The organism is Flavobacterium endoglycinae, assembly GCF_017352115.1.
In the GTDB taxonomy this organism is placed as follows: domain Bacteria; phylum Bacteroidota; class Bacteroidia; order Flavobacteriales; family Flavobacteriaceae; genus Flavobacterium; species Flavobacterium endoglycinae.
In genome coordinates, this window is the sequence record NZ_CP071448.1 from 5,242,717 (window position 1) to 5,267,033 (window position 24,317).

19 protein-coding genes are annotated in these 24,317 nt (G+C 32.0%); 6 read left to right on the top strand and 13 right to left on the bottom strand.

The genetic code is table 11. From position 1 onward, the window contains the following. Position 1: 1 nt before the first annotated feature. The 11 genes from J0383_RS22500 to J0383_RS22550 form a co-directional block, all read right to left on the bottom strand. Positions 2-1,726, bottom strand: coding sequence for a sodium:solute symporter (locus J0383_RS22500; RefSeq protein WP_207296192.1), 1,725 nt, complete (start codon positions 1,724-1,726; stop codon positions 2-4). Between the two features lie 122 nt (positions 1,727-1,848). After that, positions 1,849-4,380 (bottom strand): PIG-L family deacetylase, encoded by a 2,532-nt coding sequence (locus J0383_RS22505; RefSeq protein ID WP_207296193.1) that lies wholly within the window; start codon positions 4,378-4,380, stop codon positions 1,849-1,851. Between the two features lie 176 nt (positions 4,381-4,556). Further along, complete coding sequence (locus J0383_RS22510; RefSeq protein WP_207296194.1) at positions 4,557-6,179, bottom strand: LVIVD repeat-containing protein; 1,623 nt, start codon at positions 6,177-6,179, stop codon at positions 4,557-4,559. A gap of 208 nt (positions 6,180-6,387) precedes the next feature. Next, on the bottom strand, positions 6,388-6,894 hold the full coding sequence (locus tag J0383_RS22515; protein WP_207296195.1) for a hypothetical protein: 507 nt from the start codon (positions 6,892-6,894) through the stop codon (positions 6,388-6,390). A 194-nt stretch (positions 6,895-7,088) separates the two neighbouring features. Next, entirely contained in the window at positions 7,089-8,921 is a 1,833-nt protein-coding gene (locus J0383_RS22520) for a BamA/TamA family outer membrane protein (RefSeq protein WP_207296196.1), read from the bottom strand. 82 nt (positions 8,922-9,003) lie between these two features. Further along, complete coding sequence (locus J0383_RS22525; RefSeq protein WP_207296197.1) at positions 9,004-10,104, bottom strand: AI-2E family transporter; 1,101 nt, start codon at positions 10,102-10,104, stop codon at positions 9,004-9,006. A gap of 117 nt (positions 10,105-10,221) precedes the next feature. Next, entirely contained in the window at positions 10,222-10,752 is a 531-nt protein-coding gene (locus J0383_RS22530) for a mechanosensitive ion channel domain-containing protein (protein WP_207296198.1), read from the bottom strand. Positions 10,753-10,763: 11 nt separating this feature from the next. Continuing rightward, positions 10,764-11,348 (bottom strand): Maf-like protein, encoded by a 585-nt coding sequence (locus tag J0383_RS22535; RefSeq protein ID WP_207296199.1) that lies wholly within the window; start codon positions 11,346-11,348, stop codon positions 10,764-10,766. Then, a complete protein-coding gene (locus tag J0383_RS22540) occupies positions 11,341-12,267 on the bottom strand; it encodes a geranylgeranylglycerol-phosphate geranylgeranyltransferase (RefSeq protein ID WP_207296200.1) in 927 nt (308 codons plus the stop codon). The genes J0383_RS22535 and J0383_RS22540 overlap by 8 nt, the downstream gene beginning before the upstream one ends. A 99-nt stretch (positions 12,268-12,366) precedes the next feature. Continuing rightward, entirely contained in the window at positions 12,367-12,894 is a 528-nt protein-coding gene (locus J0383_RS22545; RefSeq protein WP_207296201.1) for a KdsC family phosphatase, read from the bottom strand. Continuing rightward, on the bottom strand, positions 12,878-13,639 hold the full coding sequence (locus tag J0383_RS22550; RefSeq protein WP_207296202.1) for a Rossmann-like and DUF2520 domain-containing protein: 762 nt from the start codon (positions 13,637-13,639) through the stop codon (positions 12,878-12,880). The genes J0383_RS22545 and J0383_RS22550 overlap by 17 nt, the downstream gene beginning before the upstream one ends. Positions 13,640-13,794: 155 nt before the next feature. Here J0383_RS22550 and J0383_RS22555 point away from each other — a divergent pair, with 155 nt between their 5' ends. From J0383_RS22555 to J0383_RS22565, 3 genes are all read left to right on the top strand, one after another. Further along, positions 13,795-14,874 carry a hypothetical protein gene (locus tag J0383_RS22555; protein ID WP_207296203.1) on the top strand — a complete coding sequence of 360 codons (1,080 nt, stop codon included), beginning with the start codon at positions 13,795-13,797 and terminating at the stop codon, positions 14,872-14,874. A 250-nt stretch (positions 14,875-15,124) separates the two neighbouring features. Beyond that, complete coding sequence (gene ccsA / locus J0383_RS22560) at positions 15,125-18,316, top strand: cytochrome c biogenesis protein CcsA (RefSeq protein ID WP_207296204.1); 3,192 nt, start codon at positions 15,125-15,127, stop codon at positions 18,314-18,316. A gap of 220 nt (positions 18,317-18,536) precedes the next feature. Beyond that, positions 18,537-18,965, top strand: a complete 429-nt coding sequence (locus J0383_RS22565) for a DUF7674 family protein (protein WP_207296205.1) — start codon at positions 18,537-18,539, stop codon at positions 18,963-18,965. Between the two features lie 164 nt (positions 18,966-19,129). Here J0383_RS22565 and J0383_RS22570 read toward each other — a convergent pair whose 3' ends face one another. Next, positions 19,130-20,164, bottom strand: coding sequence for an alpha/beta hydrolase (locus J0383_RS22570; RefSeq protein WP_207296206.1), 1,035 nt, complete (start codon positions 20,162-20,164; stop codon positions 19,130-19,132). A gap of 298 nt (positions 20,165-20,462) precedes the next feature. Between J0383_RS22570 and J0383_RS22575 the strand changes: the two genes are divergently transcribed. Genes J0383_RS22575 through J0383_RS22585 form a run of 3 tightly spaced genes read left to right on the top strand, consistent with a single transcriptional unit; the run spans position 20,463 to position 23,326 of the window. Further along, complete coding sequence (locus J0383_RS22575) at positions 20,463-21,464, top strand: hypothetical protein (RefSeq protein ID WP_207296207.1); 1,002 nt, start codon at positions 20,463-20,465, stop codon at positions 21,462-21,464. Positions 21,465-21,471: 7 nt separating this feature from the next. Then, complete coding sequence (locus tag J0383_RS22580) at positions 21,472-22,482, top strand: hypothetical protein (protein WP_207296208.1); 1,011 nt, start codon at positions 21,472-21,474, stop codon at positions 22,480-22,482. A gap of 7 nt (positions 22,483-22,489) precedes the next feature. Beyond that, positions 22,490-23,326 carry a hypothetical protein gene (locus J0383_RS22585; RefSeq protein ID WP_207296209.1) on the top strand — a complete coding sequence of 279 codons (837 nt, stop codon included), beginning with the start codon at positions 22,490-22,492 and terminating at the stop codon, positions 23,324-23,326. 180 nt (positions 23,327-23,506) lie between these two features. Here J0383_RS22585 and J0383_RS22590 read toward each other — a convergent pair whose 3' ends face one another. Continuing rightward, entirely contained in the window at positions 23,507-24,235 is a 729-nt protein-coding gene (locus J0383_RS22590) for a DUF3667 domain-containing protein (RefSeq protein ID WP_207296210.1), read from the bottom strand. Between the last annotated feature and the right edge of the window lie 82 nt (positions 24,236-24,317).

Sequence of the window (24,317 nt, forward strand, 5' to 3'; positions counted from 1 at the left end):
TTTAATCCAAAATTACCTGATCATCATTTGATTTTCCTCTAAAGAATAAAACCTGTAATAGAAGCGATAATGCAATAGTCAAAATTGCGCCAATGAAATTCAGCCATAAATAGCCTAATTTTTCCTGACTGTAAATCATGTAATAGTAGATTCCGAAAATGGTCAGCTGGCTAATAATAGCACTGATAAACATTGGCTTTGCCTGAACTCTTTTTAGGTAAAATCCAACCAGGAATATTCCTAAAACTGTTCCGTAAAAGATAGAACCGATAATATTGACAAGCTGAATTAAGTTTTCAAATAAAGTTCCTACGCAGGCAAAAAGAATAGCGATAACTCCCCAAAACAAAGTGAAGAATTTAGTAGCATTAAGATAGTGCTTTTCGGATTTTTCGGTTTTTACATTTCTTTTGTAAATATCAATTGCAGTTGTAGAAGCCAAAGCATTTAATCCAGAAGCAGTTGAAGACATGGCAGCAGAAAGTATAACAGCCAATAATAAACCAATTAATCCTTTTGGTAAATAATGCAGAATAAAATGGAAGAAAACATAATCTTTATCATTGGTTTCGCTATTACTGTCGGCTCTTGAAATGATTTCTTTAGCGCGATCACGAAGATCTTTTTCTTTGTTTGATAATGTTACCAGTTCTTTACGCAAAATAGGATTATCGTAATCCTGATTCAACTGATCGATATACAATAGATTGATTACTTTTTTGTCTTCAGAAAGTTTGCTTAATTTTTTTTCTAAAGTATGGTATTCTTCTTTAAAAGCAGATTTTTCGATTACAATTTTATTGTTTGGATTGAAGTTTAGCGGTACCGGATTGAATTGAAAAAAGACAAATACCATAACTCCTGTTAAAAGAATAAAAAACTGCATTGGTACTTTTAAAAGCCCGTTCATGATTAATCCCATCTGACTTTCAGCCACTGATTTTCCTGATAAATACCTTCCCACCTGAGATTGATCTGTACCAAAATAAGCAAGAGCGAGAAAGAATCCGCCGGTAATTCCGCTCCAGAAAGTATATTTTTCCTCTGGATCGAATGAGAAATTCACGATATTCATTTTATCATTGGCACCCGCAATGTGCAGTGCACTTGTAAAAGTCATATCATTTGGAAGATAATGCAGAATTAGAAAAAAGGTAATAAACATTCCAGACATGATTACAAACATCTGTTGTTTCTGTGTAACGTTAACGGCTTTTGTTCCTCCTGAAAACGTATAAATAATTACCATAACCCCAATTATAATGTTCATTATGGTTAAATTCCAACCTAATAATGCCGATAAAATAATAGCCGGAGCATATATTGTAAGACCAGTTCCCAATCCTCTCTGCACCAAGAATAAAATAGCAGCAAGGGAACGTGTTTTTACATCAAATCGTTTTTCTAAAAACTCATAAGCAGTATAAATTTTATTTTTATGGTAAAGAGGAATAAACGTATAACAAATGATTATCATGGCAATTGGGAGTCCAAAATAGAATTGTACAAAGCCCATTCCGTCATGATAAGCTTGTCCTGGCGTAGAGAGAAAGGTAATGGCGCTGGCCTGTGTGGCCATTACAGAAAGTCCAACTGTATACCAAGGTGTTTCGTTGTTTCCTAAAATGAAATCTTCTACATTTTTACTGCCTCGGGTTTTCCAAGAACCATAACCAACAATAAATAATAGCGTTACAATAAGTACGATCCAGTCAAATAGCTGCATAGGTTATGAGTATAATTGCATGATTAAGACAAAAATAGCAATGTAAATTGCATTAGCTACGAGAACATAGGTGTAGCTTTTTTTCCATTTTTTTGTTTTTTTAGGCTGCATATTCTAAAAATTTACTGCTTTAAATCTTGCTTTGGAGCTTCAAGCGGCTGCTTTAGCGAAATGATATTCGATAATAATCGATAGGCTCCAGAAACTCCTTCCGGTAATTCTCTGAAGAAACTCAAACCAGTGTAAATATAATATCCTTTTCCGTATGGAGCGACTAATAAGGCTCCATTTTTAGGTGATTCTCCTTTATCGTGCGATGAGATAATAGGAGTGAAGGCGGCATCATATTCATCTGGGTAATATAAGCCTTGTTCCTGTGTCCATCCTTCAAAATCTTTTGAAGTAATTTTGTTTGGCGTATTCAAAACCGGATGATTTGGAGCTAGAAACGTAATTTTCGCATTTTCTTCAGTTACGCGGTCATTTGATAGTTTTAACGGATAAGGTGCGATTTTATCGGTTACTAATTTACCGTATGTATTGTATTGTACGATCATGTTTTTACCGCTTTTCACAAAATTGAATAGAATATTTTGTTTGTTAGCCAAAGCATTTACAGTATTGTAAGCACGAATTCCAGTAATAACAGTGCTGAAAGCATCTAGTTTTTCAGGAGTGATTTCTTCTGGTTTCAAAATAGAAACTTTATATCCCATCTGCATTAAACTTTCAGGAACTTCGTCGCCAGCACCCATGATATAGGCAATGGCATCGCCTGAAGTTTTTAAGTCAATTCTAATGCATTTTGATTCTGCAGGTTTTAAAACCATTTGTTTGGTGATATGACTAAAATCGATAATAGTTTGATCTCTGTCAAAACGTTTATTATCAACCACAGCCACACTTTTAGCAATAACTTCTTCAGGATTTAAAGGAGGAGTTACTTCAAAATAAAATATTTGCTCAGTTCCTTTTCTATCTAATGTAAACGGAATTTGTTTTGGAGAAATATTCCAGCTTTTAGGAAGTTCTAATTGTAAATTTCCTTGCACATTGTCTTTTCCAGCACGTACTTTTACCGGAATCATTTTGCTTTTCTGGTCTCTAAAAACTAAAACTTTTTCTAAGATAGAAGTTGTAACTTCTGGCACGATATCAAGGAAATTATACATTTCACCTTTTACGCCGTCATTGTATTTGTACACAACGGTACGTTCAAAAGGAATTTGGACGCCGTTTATTTTTACATTAAAAATTACTTTTACTTCTCTTATAATGTCAGGAATTCCAATGTTTTCCTGATTAGAAACAGTATACATTCCCACACTGGCTTTTTCTTTTAACCAATATGGCTGTGTATATTCGATATTGTTTGGAAGTTGTAACGAAAGATTGATTTTTTGATCGTTATTGTTTCGCAAAGCTACATTTTGGGTTGTTGTTTTATTATCTGGAAGTGTTGTAACACTTATTAACTGCATATCAACCGCACATCTGTTAATGGCTTCAAGACTTAATTTGATGGTACTTCCTGGAGTAGCTTCTTGTTCGCTTGCAACTGCTTCAAGATATAATCCTGAGCAAGAAGCAATGATGTTTTTAACGGCTTCTGCTTTTGTAGTTTTCCAATGACTGTCTTCTAGAGCTTCGATCATTCCATATACTTTTACCAAATCAGGTATGCTGGCAAATGGATTGTTGAAATTGTATTTTGAAATAATTGAGCTGATTAAATCTCCAATGGGTTTTCCGTTTTTTACGCGATTCCATGAAGTGTCTATTCCGTCAAATAAATCATCTTTATTGACTGGTTTTTCACCATTGATTAATTCCAAATATTCAGTTTCTTCACCACGAACTCCTGTGCTTCCAAATCCTTGTGATTGGTGGTGGCTGCGGCTTAAAGCGGCTATTTCCTGATTTGATTTTCCAATTCCAGTGTAATAAACACCTGTTTCTAATTTGGTAAATTTGGATTTATTAGCTGCGTCGAATTTTTCCTGACTTCCATAAAACCACCATGAAGGATTAAAAAACTGACGTTTTACCTGCCAAGGCGTTACGTATTTTAATTGCTCAGTATAAATTTTAGGATCGTTTGTTAATTTGAAACTTTCCACGCTTAACATAGCTGACGATGTATGATGACCGTGCGTAGTTCCCGGCGAACGATGATCGAATCTATTAATAATAATATCCGGCTGAAATTTTCTAATCGTCCATACGACATCGGCAAGCACTTTATCTTTATCCCAGATTTCTAAAGTTTCGCTTGGATTTTTAGAAAAACCAAAATCATTTGCTCTTGAAAAAAACTGTTCTCCTCCGTCAATTTTTCGAGCTTCAATTAACTCCTGCGTTCTAATAACGCCTAATAATTCGCGCAGTTGTGGACCAATTAAGTTTTGTCCGCCATCACCGCGGGTTAAAGATAAATATCCGGTTCTGGCATTCATTTCATTTGCTAAATATGAAATCATTCGGGTATTTTCATCATCGGGATGAGCAGCGACGTACAATACAGAACCTAAAAAGTTTAGTTTTTTAATTTGATTGTAAATTTCGACTGAGTTTGGTTTTTGCGGCTGCTGAGCAAATGAAGTTTGAAAACCTATAAAAAATAGAAGAAGAAATTGAACCTGTATTTTTCGCATGGTATAGTTAGTTGTTTTTTTGAAATAGCTTCAAAAATACTAATTATTTTACGGAACAGTATTTAAATGAAATGTTAATGCTTGATAATTTTCGTTCGAATTTGGTGTAAAAACAAAAAAGCCGTCAGTTTAATACTGACGGCTTTTCTAGTAAATTGAAAATTTAAAAATCTCTTTTATTTTAATTTATTTTCTGTATCTACGTAACTTCCCGTAATTTTTACGTTGGTTCCTTTTGTAACTTTTCCGTAAATAGTGATAGAAGAAGTGCTATTAACGAAATTAATGGTAGCGCCGCTATTTAATCGTAAGTCTCCCCAGATCACAACAGAACCTTCAACATTCATGACTGCTTTGTCATTGATAATAAGTTCAGTTGGGTTTGTTTGCTGGTATTTACCTTGCGAGATGCTTCCTCTCATATTAAATGTCCCACCACTGTTTAATGTTAAATTGCTTAAAACTGCAATAGAACCACAATGTGTTAAAACAGCACCAGAATTTACAATCGCCGAATTGATAGCAGTTGCTCCTTGATAAGATTTAATTTCATTTGAATTCAAAATCAAATCTCTTCCTTGATTGTATAATCCGTAAGCAGCACAACTTTCGAAAGCTGTACTTGGTTTTTCCATTTTAATGATTTTTAAACCACCTATTCCGCTTGCTACGTAAATATAATTTCCACTAGATTTTACGTAGTTTGAAGAACCTGCAATTCCTACAGAACCTAATAAATTAAGCTGAGTTGCAGATTGATATACATTAAGGCCTAAAGCTCCGTTTGCAACAAAAGTATAACCATCATTAAAAGAAACAGCATTTGTTACGTTATCTTCTGCAGCAGTTGGAATGCCGAGAGTTTGCAATTTTGATCCGCTGTTAATGTCGTAAACTCCAAGACCGTTTTTTCCTTCAGAAACAAAAAGTTTTGTTCCGTCAACATCCATTGTTCTTTTTGCGCCGCTTACATCTGTAGATGTAGAAAAGCTTTTTTGTAAGGCAAGCGTTGTTTGGTTGTATATATTAACTCCTTTAGTACCACTTAAAGTAACAATTTTATCGCTAGTTAAAGCAATCGAGCGTAAATCAGCTACAGCTACTTTTCCGGTAACGGCTTTAGCAGAACTGCTTAATTTAAATAAACTTCCGTTATCTCCTGTTACAGCAAAATAATTAGCAGTATTAGCTGCTACATCTGTGGTAACTCTGCTTTCTAAATAGTTTGTTTTTAATTTATCTGTAAGAAGCCCTGAGCTTAATTCCATATTAAATGCAATAGCTGGGTTATTAGTTAAAAGTGGGTCTTTATCTACATCTTTTGCAGCTCCAATAATTAAGTTTGAACCAGAGAATGTAAGAGAAGTAATATCAGTATTAGGGATTAAAGCCGATGTAACTAATTTTGGTTTGTAAGGATCTGAAACATCAATAACATCAATTGCACCCGAATAGGCATCGCCACGCATAATGTATGAAACATACGCATAATTTCCGTTTACTGTAACATGACTGGCTTGTAAAGTTCTTCCATTTGCATCAACCGGTGGTTTTACTTCTGCAATTTGTACTAATGGGAATGCAGTAGATGCTGTAGCTGCCATTTTTCCTGTTGCATTACTGTTCTCGATTGCAACTACTCCAGAGTTTGTTAAATCAAGTCTTTGATTTAAAGTGGCTTGATCTGTAGTAATCGTAATGCTATTCGTAGACTGGTTGTCGTTTGAATCATCACTTTTGTCGCAAGCGATGAATAATGACATTGCTAAAAATGAAAGTAAATAGACATTCTTTTTCATAAATTGTTTTTTGGATTTTTTAAATTCGCGGCAAAGATACGGTATAATTATAGTAAGATCAGACTTTTTTCTTACGAAACTTACTGCTTTACAGGTATTTATATTAAATATACAATGTTTTAACAAATCAACTGGAAATAAAATCATAAAAAAAGAGAGTATCATGTGTTTGATACTCTCTTTATGCTGAAAACTAGTGAATTAGATTTTATCTTCTTCCGTGGCCATGACCGTGTCCGTGTCCGTGGTCATCGTGATCATGATCGTGTTTATCGTGGTGTCTATCGTGTTTGTCATAGTGTCTATGACGAGGCTCGCTGTATCCATACGCAGGTCTTGGTTTGTAAGGTCTTTGTGCTGGTCCATGATATCCTCTATAGTATTTTACTTTATGACGATCAAAGTACACATATGGGGTTCTTCCGTGGTAATCGGTTAATACTACTTTATAACCTCCATACAAATCGTAATTTCTGTATTGTCTTGGTAAGTAGGTTGTTCTAACCCATTTTCCTCTTCCATAATAAATAAACTGTGCAGAACGTACATCATAGTAGGCTTCAATGTCTGGCAGATAATAGTATTCCATTTCTGTGTATCCTGCAGGTCCCCAAGCTGGAGGAGTACCTATATTAACGTTAACAGATACCTGAGCTTGTGTGGCATTTGCAACCAAAAGAAATAATCCGGCGATTGCTAACTTTATCGTTTTCATCTTTTCTAAAATTTAAATGTTAATCTTGTATAGGGAATTCCATATACCGTGCCAAAAATAAAAAAAGAAATGTATTACGTCGAATAAATATGCAGTTTCGTCGATTGAGTTATTTTGTAATTGTTGTATAAAACAATGATATTTAAAGATTTAAGTCGCTAAAAAATATTTCGAAAATTTCTAATTTATTTTGATTATTTATAATCAACAATTCGTGGTTTTGCGAGTTCAAAACTTTGCAATCCGTAGTCGGTTGTTTCAAAAGTATTGGTTTTGAAAACATTATCGCCCTGATATGGAATACTAGGATAATAGGAAAGAGAAAGCTGAAAGGAACTGAATACTAAATAGTCATTACTGATTAAAAGACCTAAAGTGATTTTTTGATACGGTTTATTCTTAATCATGGCATCATTTTGATTTCCCAGGATAGCGAATGAATAATTAAAGAAAGGATTTAAACGAAAACCTAATAAGGAATGAGGTGAATATGTCTGTGTTTGCAGCGAAAGTATCATTTTACTTGTTCCATAAATCGCACTATTAAAACCAGCAATTCCGTTCTGTTCGTTTAAGTTAAGCTGGTCGCCAATAATATTTTCACGATTTATTCCTAAAACAAATTTTGGATTAAAAAACTGTCTTAATTTCCAATTTCCTATCGTATATAGTTTTGTAAAATAATTAGATTCAACCAAGAAAGCTGTATCGTAGGTTTTAGATTGATGGATGAAGGTTCCGGCTTCAAAATTAAAACTCAAAAATCCTAACCTATAATAGTTTCCAAAAGAAAACTGCGCTCCAACATAAGGTCTCCAAAAAGTGTTTTTATATTGATAACCAAAGGTAATTCCGTAGATTCTTCCAATCGGAACGTCTTCGGTCTGGCCGTTTCTAAAAATGTAATTGTCTTTGATAAATTTACGTCTGTTAAGACCAATTCCCATTAAGAGTAATTTTTCACTGGAATAAAAGTTTGTGGGATCATACAATGAATCTGGTGATTCGGTATAATCAACATTCAAAAATCGAGCTGTAGTAACTAAATTGGTAATCGCTTCATTATCATCTTCATATACTTTCGTGGCTTTACCCACCCAAAAATCCTGAAAATTATTTTTAAATGACTGAAAAGCATAACTTAAATCAGGTGCTTGAAGAGTGTCTCGTCTATAATTTTGACCAATGAAAACTCCACCTGCCCATTTGGTAAGGGGAGAATAGAAATCTCTTTCCACTTTAACACTTTTGGTATAATTGTTATCGAGATCCATATTATAATGCAGTACCGTTCCTATATAGGTATTTAAAATATTGGGAACTGTATAAGTCATTTCGTTACCATTTGCACCATCGTCAAACCTATTGGTAAAACGATATTCGAGCTGCTGTCCGGTTCCGAAAAAATCTTTTTCTTTAAATCCAGCCGAAACACGACTGCTTGAAATTGAAAATCGAGGAATGGTACTCCACGAATCGAGAACACGAATAGTAACATCAACGGAGTCAGATGCTGCACCTACAATTTCATTTGTTGTACGAACTGCTGTAACATAGCGCTGCGCACGAATTAAACGTTCCGATTCCTGAACTTTATAGGAATCATAAGGTGTGTTTTTTCGAAATAAAAGCAGGTTGTAAATCGCAAACTTTTTAGTTTTAAGATGAAGTCTGTTTCCGGTTCTTTCTCCCCAATTTCGGGGCATTGCTGTAGTGTCTACAACCGAATGTCCGAAAGGATCGAGTGTTATAATATTTATTTTTCGAATGATTTTGCCTTCAAAAGTTCTATTGTTATCAACCGGTTCAATTATTTCTCTTTTTTTAGGTTTTTTAGTTCTGAAAAGAAGTTTATGAAGCGTTTGCGTGAATTTATTTTTTTTCGAATAATTTTTAATTTTCGTATAAATCTCGGTACTGTCCTTTTTTGGAGCCGCATCTTTTTTTGTCTTATCCGTCTGAGCGTTCAGGCTTTGAAAACAAAAGCATAAGAAAATAAAAACAACTATTTTTAAAGTTTGACGCATTCAGAGGTAATTAGAATTTTTAGGCGGATTATGATATGAATTTACTATAAATAGAAAGATGATTTTATAAATTAACAGATTTTTAGTTTTCTGTTTTTACTTTGCGTACTCTCCATGCAAACCTTCGCGGAATATGATTTCCCATAAGATAGCCCCAGGGTTCTAAAGATTCAATTCGGTCAAAAATAATTTTTAGAATTGCTAATAGTGGAATCGCCAAAAACATACCTGCAATTCCAGCAGCTGCACCGCCTACAATAATTCCCATAATCGAAACAAAAGCATTGATTTCTACCTTTGAGTTAATAATTAATGGCACAAGTAAATTGTTATCAATAAATTGAACAATAATATTGACAATCAAAATTCCTAAAATAACCGAAGTTTCACCAGAACCGGTAAGCGAAGCTAAAACGGTAATAATTCCAGCTACCGTAATCCCGATATAAGGAATAAGATTCAGGATTCCTGTAATTAATCCCAATAGAACAAAGTATTTGATACCAATAATCCAAAGTCCAAGACCTGTAAGAATTGAAACAACAATCATTTCGATTAAAAGGCTTACTATATAATTATTGATAGAAACTTTTATTTGAGAAAGAATATCTTTTAAAACAGCATGGTTTTCTTTGTAAATTAATTTGGCAAAAAACAGTTTGAAATGCTCTTTATAGATTAAAAACAAAAATGTATAAATGATAATAATGGTGCTGTCTAGAAGTACATCGCTTACGGAAACTATAAAAGAACCTAATTTTGCCTGTCCGTTTTTAACCGAATCTTGTGTTACACTATTCAAGTACTTTTTTTGTTCACCAATGCTTACCTGAAAATTTTCTCGTATAAAATTATGAATTTGAATAATAAATGAATTAGCGTTCTTTTTTATTGTTTCAAAGTCATTTGCCATATAACTAACCTGATAGGATATAAAAACAAGAATTCCGATAATGAAAAAAAGAAAAATTGCCATACAAATAATAGCGGCCAAATGTCGGGGAAGTTTAAGTTTGGTATTTAAAAAGGTAAAGACAGGAAGCAGTAATACGGCAAATAAAAATGCCATCAATACTGGAGTCAGAATATCTTTAGCAATACAAAATATATAAGCAAACGAAATTAAACTTACTAATATGCAGGCCAATTTTGCATAAAAAGGCAATTTTAGAGGTTGAATCATTTTTGATGAAATTTTATTAAATAAATGTAAAATGGTTAAGCAAATTTTACGATTTCTTTAAATTAAATCGTTCTAGCTTTTCCGCTTTACTTTATAAAATTTCCATTCAAAAAATAATTAATCGTAAAATTCTCTTTCTTCGTGATGAGTAGGAATAATCGAAATCCCTTTTTGAAGTAAAAGGTTGTTGGGGAAAATAATTTTTTCACCGTCTTTGGTTTTTAGATTTACATGAAAAGTGCTGATGTCTTCAATCTCAGCTTCAATAGGAAAATCTTTATCGTGAATTTTTATAGTATCTCCAATCCTAAATGGAAAAGAGAAAAACAAAACCATTCCTGAAGTAATATTGCTTAATATCGACCATTGTGCAAACATAGCAACACCAATTACGGTGGCAATTGACGAAACGGTAATAAAAATATCTTTGGTGTCTACTCCCCAGATTACAATCAGACTTATGGTTACCAAAATATTCATTAAGATGTGAATATATTTGATTACTAAATTAGTACGATGTTCTAATAAGTGACTTGTATTGGCATAACGGCGTATTAGTTTTGCCACAATCATTCTCAGCGCTATTAAAATAATAAGCAGAATTATAGTGGCAAATATCTCTTGAGTGTATTCTTTAAGCGAAAACATAATCTAAATTTTTACACTAATGTACTCAAATATTCATAAACTTTGGCTGTTGGAAGCCCCATTACATTGGTATAAGAACCTTCAACTTTTGTAACTGCCATGAAACCAAACCATTCCTGAATGCCGTATGCACCCGCTTTATCATAAGGTTTATAGTTTTCGATATAATATAAAATAGCTTCGTCTGATAATTCTTTGAAAGTTACTTTCGTTACGTCATGCAAAAGGGTAGAACCGGTATTCGTTTTAAAACAAACCGATGTAATTACTTCATGAGTAGTATTTGACATTGATTTAATCATTTCAAATGCCTCTTCGGCACTTTTAGGTTTTCCTAAAGCTTTGTTCTGATGCCAAACGATTGTATCACTGGTAACTAATATTTCGTTTTCTGAAAGATCACCGTCAAATGCAGAAGCTTTTAATTCAGCTAGATAATTGGTGATTTCAACTGCTTTTAATTCAGGGGGATAGATTTCTTCAACATCTTTTACACGGATTTCAAAATCAAGATCTAAATCCTTAAAAAACTGCTGCCTGCGAGGTGATCCCGAAGCAAGAATGAGTCTGTATTTTTTTAGTTTTTCTTTAAGCATTGTATTTGTGGTTCAGAAAAATGATTAGAATAGATAAGATTCCGAAGAATAAAATTAGTTTTAAAATCGTACTTAAATGATGAAAATCTTTTTGCGTTTTGGCTCCAAATATTTTTACTATAAAGTATAATAAAGGGGCTAAAACAAAAGCAAAAGAATAAAACGTTACGATTAAAAGATTATTTTCAAAAAAATATTTAGTGGTATATAGAAGCAGTAAAATAAAGGCCATAATCGCCGTAGCTAATGCAATTTTTGCTGCGCGGCTTTTTCCAATGGCAATTGGTAAAGTATTCATTCCTTGATTATAATCTCCGTCTACATCTTCAATATCTTTAACTATTTCTCGTATAAAATTAATGATAAAAGCAAATAGGGCATAATCTAACAAAATGGAGAAAAGACTTGCCATCTGCGCTTGATTCTCGGATGTTGTTGCTGGAAAAAGATCAAAAACACCTATTATAAGAACACTCACAGCAAGAAGCAAAGCAACCACAACATTTCCAATAATCATGATTTGTTTCAGATTGGTAGCATAAAAATACAGAAGAGAAGCAATAAAAATGAAAAGAGAAGCAAACATGGGCCTCATAATTACATTTGATAAATAAAATCCTAGTGCAACACCAGTTATATTTAATCCGATGTAAATATTGTAAGCTCTTGTTTCTGAAATTCCTCTGCCTACAACGACATCGTTTGGCTTGTTGATCGTGTCGCTTGGAATGTCAAAAATATTGTTTACTACATATCCGGCGGCGGCAATTAGAACTGTGCTTAAAACCAATAAGCCGTACTGCCAGTCAGCCAATGCTAACGGAACATCTTGCTGCGCCAGGAAAACATAACGAAACAAAACCTGCATGAAAGCAAGCATTAGTAGATTTTTATAACGAATGAGTTTTAGGTATTTCATTTTTTTAGATTGTAAGGGGCTAAGGTTTTGAGGGACTACGTTTTTTTATTACTGAGACTGAAGAATACTGCGACTGTAAACTGCGATAGCTGCCAAATCTTAATCGTGTTGTCCGTTAAAATGTTCCATCCATTTACCTTGAACTTTCATCACTTGTTCGATAACATCTCTCGCTGCGCCTTTTCCGCCTTTTACATGAGAAATGTAGCGACAGATATTTTTAATTTCGGGACTTGCATCTTGCGGACATGTTGGCAAACCCACTAATTTCATAACGTGATAATCTGGAATATCATCTCCCATATATAAAACCTGCTCTGGTTTGATATTATTACTATCTGTGTATTCTTTAAAAGTTTCTACTTTATTAGGAGTTCCCAAATGAATATCGGTAATTCCTAAATTGCGAAGTCTTACTCGGACACCTTCGTTACTTCCGCCAGAAATAATGCAAACGTTGTAACCGCTTTCTACAGCAGCTTTCATAGCGTAACCATCACGAATATTCATTGTTCGAAGAATTTCTCCTTCTGTGGTTACAAAAACTGAACTGTCTGTAAGTACGCCGTCAACATCAAAAATGAATGTATTGATGTCGTTCATTATTTCTTTATAACTTTTTGCCATTATTTTGTATAGACTGTGTTAGTATTTTATAAATATTTTTTTGATTTTCGTCTGTAATATAATCCAAATGCGCATCAGTCGTAACCGAATCATGGCGTTTTGCTGGTCCAGTTTGAGCTTCAGCAGGATTTAAAGTTTTTATTTTATCAGCTGTTTCCTGAATCAACGGTTTTAAAATCTCGAAAGGAACCTGATGTTCTTCACAAATTTCCTGACCCAGCTGGTATAAGTGATTCGTAAAGTTATTTACAAAAACGGCAGCAACATGTAAAGCTTTTCGCTGTTCAGAACTGATAGAAAAAACAGCATTTGAAATACTTTTGGCTGTTGTTTCTAAAATATCATAATCTTCTTGATTATCAGCTTCTAAACAAATCGGAATGATGGAAAAATCGACAGTTTTATTTTTAGAAAAAGTCTGCAGCGGATAAAAAACGCCTTTTCTATTTTTAGAATCCAAAACATCAATTGAGGTAGTTCCTGAAGTATGAACCACTAGTTTATTCTCAAACGGAATCTGTTTTGAAACCTCAGAAATGGCATTATCTGAAACCGAAATGATAAATAGATCGGTTTCTTTTAAAGCTGAAAAATCGGTTATAATTTTCTCTGCATCAAGTAAATGAGTAAGAGCTTCTTTTTTTCTGGAAAATGCCTGTACAATTTCAACAAGAGAACTTGCTGAAAAAGCTTTAATTAAATGCTGTGCCACATTTCCAGAACCGATAATGGTGAGTCTAATCATATCGCAAAATTAGTATTATTTTTTATAAAGCAGAACAGTCTTTTTTAGTTTAGATATTGTACTTTAAATTTAATTTATTTCATTATTTTCTCAACATATTTAATTTGATTATGTGTTCGGTTTTTTATAATATTGACTGAAATTAATTAATAAATATGAAAAAAATAATTACTTCTATTGCTGTTTTGTTATTAACAAATTTCAGTTTCTCTCAACAGATAGGAGATGGGTATGCCCCGGCAGCTATACAAGACTTTTCTGCTCCACTTAATTCAGGAATCTACAACGGTTATTACGGTACTCTTCAAAATCTTAGTGAACCTACAAAAGGTGTAACTCCAGACGTAAGTAATCCATGGCAACATCTACTTGCTATGAGACATATAGGTAGAAATAATAATTATCAATTACAAATAGGCTCATCATTTACAGTTAATGATCGGTTATTTTTTAGAAAGATTGTTGCAGGGGATTTATCATCTATAAATACATCATGGGTTGAACTAGCTACTCGAGGAGTTAATACTTTTACAGGAAATCAAATTATAAGTGGTAATGTGGGTGTTGGCACAAGTAATCCAAGATCTTTTCTCGATGTAGCAAAAACAACAGGAAATGGTGTTCTATCCACAGTCTTTGCAAGATTAGCAGAAGGTGACTCAGTTGGTGATGGAACTTTTTTAGGCGTACGAAGTTATAATACTTCAGTAATTAATGGTAAATCTTTCTCAATTGAACATAGCTTTTATAATATTACAAATAGTTCGATTAACTTTTTGAGAGGCAGTAGTACCATTGGAGGTGGGATTTCTTTTAATACAAATAACAATAAAGAACAGATGATAATAAATTCTAATGGTTATGTAGGTATTGGTATAACAAATCCTAAAAATCATTTAGATGTAAACGGAACTATTCACTCTAAAGAAGTAAAAGTTGATATGACAGGGTGGTCTGATTTTGTATTTAAAAAAGAATATACTTTACCAACTTTAGCAGAAGTAGAAAATCACATCAAAGAAAAAGGTCATTTAGAGAATATTCCGAGTGAAGAAGAAGTCTTGAAAAATGGCATTAATTTAGGTGAAATAAATGCTAAATTATTACAGAAAATTGAAGAGTTAACTTTATATTCAATTCAGCAGGCAAAAGAAATAGAAGCTTTAAAAGAAGAAAACAAATCATTTAAAGCTCTTTCTGAAAGGCTTTCCAAAATCGAAGAAAAAATGAAATAATCTTTACATACAAATATTTTAATATGGATCAGTTTAATCTACATACTTCATGTAGATTAAACTGATTTTTATTTAGTTATCTTTTGTTTTAATCAAAAGCAACAATCGAATTGAAATAGTTGCTTTAATTTATTTAGGTTCTGCGGGATAAACTGCCTTTTATTTGGTTTTTATTAACAAATTACAAGTACTTCAAATCAACATTTTTAAGTACTTTTGTCGCACTTTTATACAATGTAATCCCTAAGAAATGGATAAAAAAATATTCTCTTTTTTGTTTTCTACACGTTTAATGGCCGTTCTTTTTTTAACATTCGCAATTGCAATGGGTGTTGGAACTTTTATCGAAAGTAAATACAATACTGATACAGCCAGAATTTTAATTTATAACACCTGGTGGTTTGAGGCAATTATGGCCATTTTTATGATTAACTTCTTCGGAAATATCAAAAGATACCAATTACTTAAAAAAGAAAAATGGGCAACCTTATTACTTCATATTGCCTTTGTTTTTATCATATTAGGAGCTTTTATTACCCGATATATCAGTTATGAAGGTATGATGCCAATTCGTGAAGGAGCAGCTGAAAATCAGATTTATTCAGATAAAACATTCATCACCATTTTTTCTGATGGTGAATATAAAGGAGAAATGAAACGCCGCGTTTTCGAAAAAAGTCTTTTGCTTTCTCCAGTAACCAATAATGATTTTACAATTTCAGGAAAATTTGATGAAACTCCATTTGAAGTTTCGTATTCAAATTATATAATGGGAGCTAAGGAAGTCGTAAAACCAGACCCAAAAGGGACTTTATACCTTAAATTAGTTGAAGCCGGTGCAGGCGGACGAGAAGAGCATTATCTTAAAGAAGGTGAAGTTCAAAACATTCACAACGTATTATTTGCTTTAAATAAACATACAGACGGTGCCATTAATATTAATACAACTACTAATAATTACACCATTCAAACTCCTTTTGAAGGTGAGTTTATGCGAATGGCAGATCAGTTTAAAGGAAAAGTAACTAAAGATGATGTTCAGCCTTTAATGATGCGTTCTTTATACAGCATTGGCGATATTCGTATTGTTTTTCCAGAACCACCAATGAAGGGAAAAATAACTTATGAATCTAATAATGATTTTAAAGCAAAATCACATACAGATGGTTTAGTCGTTAAAGTTAAAGCAGAAGGGCAGGAGAAAGAAGTAATGCTTATGGGTTCAAAAGGAAGTATTGGAGAGCCTAAAACAGTTAAAATTGGAAACATCGAATATTCTTTATTCTTTGGAAGTAAAGCGTATATTTTACCTTTTAAAGTTCGTTTAAATGATTTTATTGCCACTAAATACCCTGGAACAGAAAAAAGTTATTCGGCTTTTGAAAGTAAAGTAACAGTTATAGATTCTACAGAAACATTTGATGCTGATATTTATATGAACCACGTTTTAGATCACAAAGGATACCGTTTTTTCCAATCTTCATTTGATCCAGACGAAAAAGGAACTGTTTTATCAGTAAACCACGATTTCTGGGGAACTTCAATTACGTATTTAGGGTATTTTATGCTTTTCTTCGGTTTAATGGCCATTATGTTTACAAAACATTCTCGTTTTGGAGATTTGAAAAAGAAACTAGAAAAAATTCAGCAGAAAAAAGAAAAACTAATCACAATTCTTGTTTTAATGATAAGCTTGAGTGGTTTTGCGCAACAAACTCCTCATGTACATTCACACGATCACAATCATAGTGCAGATCCAAATGATCATGCAAATCACGTAACAGCACCGCCAAGCCAGAAACAATTAGATTCTTTGCTTACAATTTATAAAGCTCCAGAAGCTCACGCCGCAAAATTTGGACGTTTGATTATTCAGGATGCAGGAGGAAGGATGAAACCTATTAATACATTTTCATCTGAATTACTTCGAAAAGTAAGTCATAGTGATACGTATAATGGAATGAATTCTGATCAGGTATTTTTGTCCATGACGCAATATGCTCAGGTTTGGATTCAGATTCCGCTTATCTATATTAAATCAGGAAATGATAGTATCCGTAAAATCATCGGAATTGAAAAAGAAGCAAAATACGCTCCTTTTGTAAAGTTTTTTGACGAACATGGAAATTATAAATTATCACCGTATTTAGATGCAGCTTACAAAGCAGGAAATCCAAATCAGTTTGAAAAAGATTTTATTGAAACGGATAAAAAAGTAAATTTAATGGAATCTGCTTTAAGCGGAAGTATTCTGAAAATTTTTCCAGTTCCAAATGATCCAGGAAATAAATGGGTTTCTTATTTAGAGAGAGAACATGGTGCTTTTAAAGGCATGGATTCTACTTATGTAAATCAAATTCTGCCTTTGTATTTTAGCGCTTTAAATAACGGTTCGATTTCGAAAAACTTCGATACAGCAGATAATTTAGTAGAAAGTATCAATGGTTTCCAAAAGAAATTTGGAAGTAAAGTTCGTCCAAGCGAGCAAAAAATTGATGCCGAAATTGCTTATAACAAATACGATGTTTTCAAGAAGCTGCCATATTGGTATATTACAGCCTCTATTTTTATGCTCATTTTCGCGATTGTAAATATCTTTTTTGAGAAAAAATGGCTTCGAATTACAGTAAACGTTTTCCACATTATTGTTGGACTTTTATTTCTCCTTCACACATTAGGCTTAGTGGCACGCTGGTATATCTCAGGCCATGCCCCTTGGAGTAATGCTTACGAATCGATTGTTTATGTAGCATGGGCAACGATGTTCTTTGGATTGGCTTTCGATAGGAAATCTAAACTTACTGTTGCTTCTTCAGCGTTTGTGACAGCGATGATTTTGATGGCTGCTTATATGAACTGGATCGATCCGGAAATTGCTAATTTACAGCCTGTTCTTAATTCGTATTGGTTAATGATTCACGTTGCTGTAATTGTAGCGAGTTATGGACCTTTTGCATTAGGAATGATTTTAGGATTTGTAGCTTTGCTATTGATTTTCTTTACAAACGAAAAGAACAAAGCCAAAATGGATCTTCACGTAAAAGAGATTTCATATATTAACGAAATGGCGCTTACAATTGGTTTAATTATGCTTACAATAGGTAACTTTCTTGGAGGACAATGGGCAAATGAAAGCTGGGGACGCTACTGGGGCTGGGATCCTAAAGAAACTTGGGCATTAATCTCAATTATGGTATATGCATTTGTAATTCATGCAAGATTTGTTCCTGCATTGCGAGGAAAATGGTTTTTTAATTTAATGAGTATGTACGCTTTCGTTTCAATTTTGTTTACCTACTATGGCGTAAACTTCCACTTGGTTGGTCTTCATTCTTATGCAAGCGGTGAAGCACATTCATTAAACTGGATTTACTACTGCTTAGGAACTATATCTGTTATTGGAGGTATAACATATTCTAAATACCGTAAGTTTTATAAATAAACAGATTTTTAAAATATAAAAAAAGGCTCAACGTAATTGTTGAGCCTTTTTTTGTGGACATTTAACAATAATTTATGTAAGAAATAAGCTTCTTAATTTATCTTTGGCTTTTTAATTTTCCATTTGATAATTAGATAAAGTAAAATGATATTTTTCAAACTGAATTTATTTTATAAATATGAATAATAATTTGCAAAAATCACTCATGAGATATGAAAACATGAATGAAATTCTAAACAAAAGAATACCAGAAGTATTAGATATGGTTGAAGCTGTAAAAAATGATTTTGGTAAAGATGAATCACCATACATTTATTATGCAGAAACAATCTGTATTCTTTTAAAAAGACTTCTTATTCAAGGAGTTGATAAAGAAGCTAAAATTCTTCTGCAAAATATATTTTTCTTTATTGAGGAAATGGCATCTAGTGATCAAGCAATCCAAGAATTAGTACAGGTATGTATATTAGAATCATTATGGGAATCTTCTATTATTTTAAAAAATGCAGAAAAAATTATGTTTGTTGAAACAAAAAAGCTAAATCAAAATATCTCGGCATATCTTATTCATCCTGATAAAGTGGAGCAAAATACATATTTGCAGACAGAACGAAATATGGCTAAAAATCGTTGGAAGTACAAAGATTAAGATTTAAACATTTATCTTTCCCATTTCTATAAAAATGATAAAGCAAAGGATAAGAAGGTTTTCGTAAAATGAAAAAAACAATTTTGTTTTTTAAATAATAAAATTAATTACAAAAGGCTCAACAATTAAGTTGAGCCTTTTGTATTATTTATTGGAAGCTTTTGCTATCGTCCGCTCTCAGAAATTACTTTGTTTTCATTAAAAAAATGAAGAGTTTCATCATACAAATCAATTCTGCTTTTCTCTAAATGCATAACGTGTGTTCCTTTTTGTATAACAACGTATTTCTTTGATTTTGCATTTTCTAATGAACGAAACAACCCTTCTGCATCATTATTATTGGGATAATTATCCCATTCTCCTCTAATAATCATGGTTTTGGCTGTGATTTTTTTAGAATCATAATAAGTATTATTATGCAATAAATCGTCCACATCAGCAGATGGACCTGATGGAAATCGAACCACTGAATTTTCTTTATTCAAAGCCAAAGGATCACTTTTTCTCCACATTTCGCCCCATGTTTTAAATATCTCAGGTTCTAATTGACATTCTTTACCTTCTGGGGTTAAACTTTTCATGCTTGATATACGCTGTAATGGAGTCATTTCTTCAAATGAATTTGACACTTTTTCAATTTCTGTATTTTCATTTCTAGCTGTTATGGCGGCAAATAGAACTAATTTTTTTACATTATCAGGAATTTTAGAAGCGTATAACGCAGCGACAGAACCTCCCCAAGAATGACCTATCAAATAAATCTTGGATTTTCCTGTTTTCTTTAAAATGAAATCAACCGTTTTTTCGACGTCTAAACATATTTCAGCAGCTCTTCCAACAATCTTGGTTGATGATTCTTTCATTTCTGGATATCTGTCAGAACCTCCATAACCAAGAAAATCAAGAGCATACACATCATATCCGCTTTCGGATAAATTGCTCATCCAAGAAGAATTATTCATTTCGAAACCAAAAGAAAGCGCAGAAGGAAACGATGATCCATGAAGGAAAAGCACTGGATAATTATTAGAAGCTAATTGTGGAGCCATATGACTAATGGCAACTTTTAGTTCGGGAATATGACTTTGAATTTTTAAAATTTCCATTGTGTTTTTAGAATTTGAAATTGAAGAACCATTTTGTGCATTTAGTATTGAGGTTAGAAATAGAAACAAATGCAGCGTACTAATTTTTTTCATTGTATTTTTTCTACAAAAATAAAACAGGAAGAATTTGGATACTTAAATAGAAACTTAACTATGATTGTAGGATGTTAATAATGGCGGCATTTTTAAATATAATGCTTGATTTAATTAGATTATAAGAATTCATAATGCAAAAGCCATATTAATTACCGCAAATGGACAAAATGCACTATTTGAAAAATTATAGCCTATAGTTTAATTAATTTTTGTTTACTTAATAAACAACACGAAATAAAAGAAAAAACTTACAAAATATTTTTACTTTTGCAACATTGTTAAGTAAAAATATGCTATGAACACGAAACCAAACTTAGTTATTGTAATTCAAGGTGATAAATACTTTCACTTTTTTAAAAATGAAGTTGAAGAAATCTGGCCATCCCATTCCATCTATTTTTTAGTAAATTATTCAGGACCCATTATATATAAATTTGATTATCCTAAAGATATAGAAGGCTTAACTTTTCCTCATATTGCAGAACCTTTGTGGAAAACTGAAGGAAAAGATACTGGATTTGTCTGGCATCTTGAAAATAAAGAAGTTACTAAAACCGATTATAGTAATACCGCAATACTTAAATCTGCTGAAAAAATTGTCTATATGTCTTTTCTAGGTGTGTCTCTAGCAATTGCATTTCAAGTGCTTATCGAGCAAAGTCTGGGAGATATACTGACGGACAATTATTTATTCTGCCACCCCAAAAGTTTTGACAAAAAGGATATTCTTTTTTCTTTAAATAATCAGAAAACTAAAGATGACCCAATTTTCCAAGAACAGTTAAAATTGGATACTGCCAAGCGTTATTTTGAGTATAATTTCAATTTTAATTCTTGTATACTTTTTAAATCTGCTTTGAAAAAGGCTGAGATTGAATCAGAAAATTTTGTTTTTACAAAATACGTTTTACAACTTTTCTTTCGACTTCAAAATCTATCTGATTTTAGTGAAGAAGATATTGGTTATATGGTATGTGATTGGGAAGGAACAGGTTTATATCCAAAAACAGGAAGCCCATTTTCAGTTACAATGATTGAAAATCTATGCCAAGCAGGAATAATAGAAGATAATGGAAAAGGTGTCTTAGATAATAGACGCTATAATATTTCAAAAAAGGGAAAAAATCTGTTTAAATATATGAGTCCAGATTGCAAAGATATTGACCAGCCAGGAAAATTACTTCAATGGCAGCAAAACTGGCCAGAATCTAAACAAGAAATGGATCGATATCTAATTGATTTCTTTACCAAACAAATGGAGTTTATGTCATCTTTTGAAGTTCAAAATAATAAATAAAAGTAATATGAAAACTCAAAAGCCTACTATAGTATTTGTAATTATTTTTCAATCTTGTCTTAATCTTTTCAAAGGTAAAATTCGAAAAAAATGGCCCAATCATTCCATCTATTTTCTTGTAAATCCTTCCGTACCAATTCTAAATGAATTTGATTATCCAGAAAATAAAAATCTATTATTTCCCTACATAACAAATCCTATATGGAAGAGTTGTGGAGAAGATATAGGATATGTATGGCATCTTGAAAACGAAGAAGTTGTTAAAACTAATTACAGTACTACTGAAATACTCAAATCAGCTGAAACATTTTCTTATATAGGTTCCTTAGGCAGTTCAGATGCAATTGCATTTTACACCCTTATATTATTAACTTTTGGAAAATTCGAAAAGCCCTATTTATTCTATTATCTCGATGATTTTGGAGACAAAGCTATCGCGTTTTCTTTAAATAATCCTTTAACAACAGATCATCTACATTTTCAGGAAAAACTTAATCATGGTTTGGCAAAACGCTATTTTGAGTATAATTTTAATTTTAATTCCTGTGTATTATTTAAACCTATTTTAGAACAAGTGGGATTAGCAGATAGCAATTTTGTATTTACTAAATATGTTTTACAACTTTTCTTTGCACTCGAATATTGTTCCAACTTTACCGAAAAAGATTTAGTTATTATGATGGAAGGTCACGATGATAAAGGTTTATATATGGGGAGTCCTTATTCTTATTATACAATATTTATACATTTAGTTAATGCTGAATTAATTGAATATAATGGAATTGATGAAATTGATGAATATGGCGAACAATACAAACAATACAATCTTTCAGAAAGAGGAAAAAAACTTCTAAAATTAATCAATCCAGATTGCAGAGACCTTTATTTATTCAGAAAAATAGATTTATGGCAGGAAAACTGGCCAGAATCTAAACAAGAAATGAACGAATATCTAATTGATTTCTTTACCAAACAAATGCAGTTTATGTCATCTTTTAAACTTCAAAATAATAAATAAAAGTAATATGAAAACTCAAAAGCCTATTTTAGTATTTGTGATGACGTTACCCTTTTTTAATTTTTTTAAAGATGAAATTGCAAAAAAATGGCCTAATCATTCTATTTACTTTCTTGTAAATCCTCCAATATCAATTTTATATGAATTTGCTTATCCTAAAAATATAAATGTATCATTTCCTTATATAACAGATACGGAATGGAAAACTTGTGGAGAAGATATAGGATATGTTTGGTATCTAAAAAATAATAAAGTTATTAAAACTCGATACAGTACTGTCGAAATACTTAAATCAGCCGAAACATTTTCTTATATAGGTTCCTTAGGCAGTTCAGATGCAGTTGCTTTCCAAACTCTTATATTATTAACTTTTGGAAAATTTAAGAATCCTTATTTATTCTATCATCCAGAAAATTTTATAGATGAAGATATAGCCTTTTCTTTAAATAATCCATTAACAACTAATGACGAGAATTTTCAAAAACAATTAAATAGAGGTATTGCAAAATGTTATTTTGAATATAATTTTAATTTTAATTCCTGTGTATTATTTAAACCTATTTTAAAACAAGTCGGATTAGCAGATAGCAATTTTGTATTTACTAAATATGTTTTACAACTTTTCTTTGCACTTGAATATTGTTCCAACTTTACTACAAAAGATTTAGTTACTATGATGGAAAATTGGAGTGGTACAGGATTATATCTGAATTGTGCTATAGGAAGACCACATTCTTATCATTACATTTTTATGCATTTAGTTAATAATAAGTTAATTGAGTATAATGGAATTTATGAAGTTGATGAATATACTGGTAAGCGATACAAACAATATAATCTTTAAGAGAGAGGAAAAAAACTTTTAAAATTAATCAATCCAAATTGCAGAGATATTGATTTAGGCGGTAAAATAGATCTATGGCAGGAAAACTGGCCAGAATCTAAACAAGAAATGAATGAATATCTAATTGATTTCTTTACCAAACAAATGCAGTTTATGTCTTAAGAATTTAATATCCTTGAATTATAATTTTCCGCTTATCGCTAAAACGATTATAAGCACTATCATAAAGCATATTAAGAAAATAATATGACTTAAAATCGATAACAATAACGCTTTGATTCTGGAAATTTTATCGAAGAACTGAATATTCGTCCAAAAAATCAGAATCAGTCCAATTAGATACAAAGTAAAAGTAAACTTTTGCGCGTATGGTGTTTGGTTTACATAAATAAGAATTGGAAAAGTTAAAAGCTGTACAAAAAGCCTTTGTGCAGCTTTAAAAGTATTCAGTACAAAAAATTCGACATAATTATAACCTTGTTTTCTAAAAACAAGATAGGTTCCAATAGTATAAAGCGGAATCGTTGCGACTATAAGCCATGAAAAATGAGAAGCTTCCCATTCGTTAAATTTATTATAATCCAAATTTGAAGTTGAAGCCGCTGGATATACATTAATATGAAAATAATGGTATAAAGCGCCATAAAGGGCTGCCAGAACCACTACAAGCGACAATGGTTTAAAATGATGTACTCTTTTACCTTCTATAAATTCTCGTATTGAATCTCCTGGCCTTGTAAAAAGCTGTTTTAAAGAATATAAAATCCCTTTATCAAAATGCAGCAAACCATGTTGAATATCATGCCATAAAAAATGTGCATTTATTTTATGCGTATCGGCAGGTTGTCCGCAATTATTACAATAATGTCCTTTAAAAACTTGATGACAATTTTTGCAGATGATTTCCATACATTTTATCGTTTTTAAATTAAATAATTCTAGTTTTAAATTCCGTTTATACAATTTAAATTCTATTATGAAAAAAAGCGCA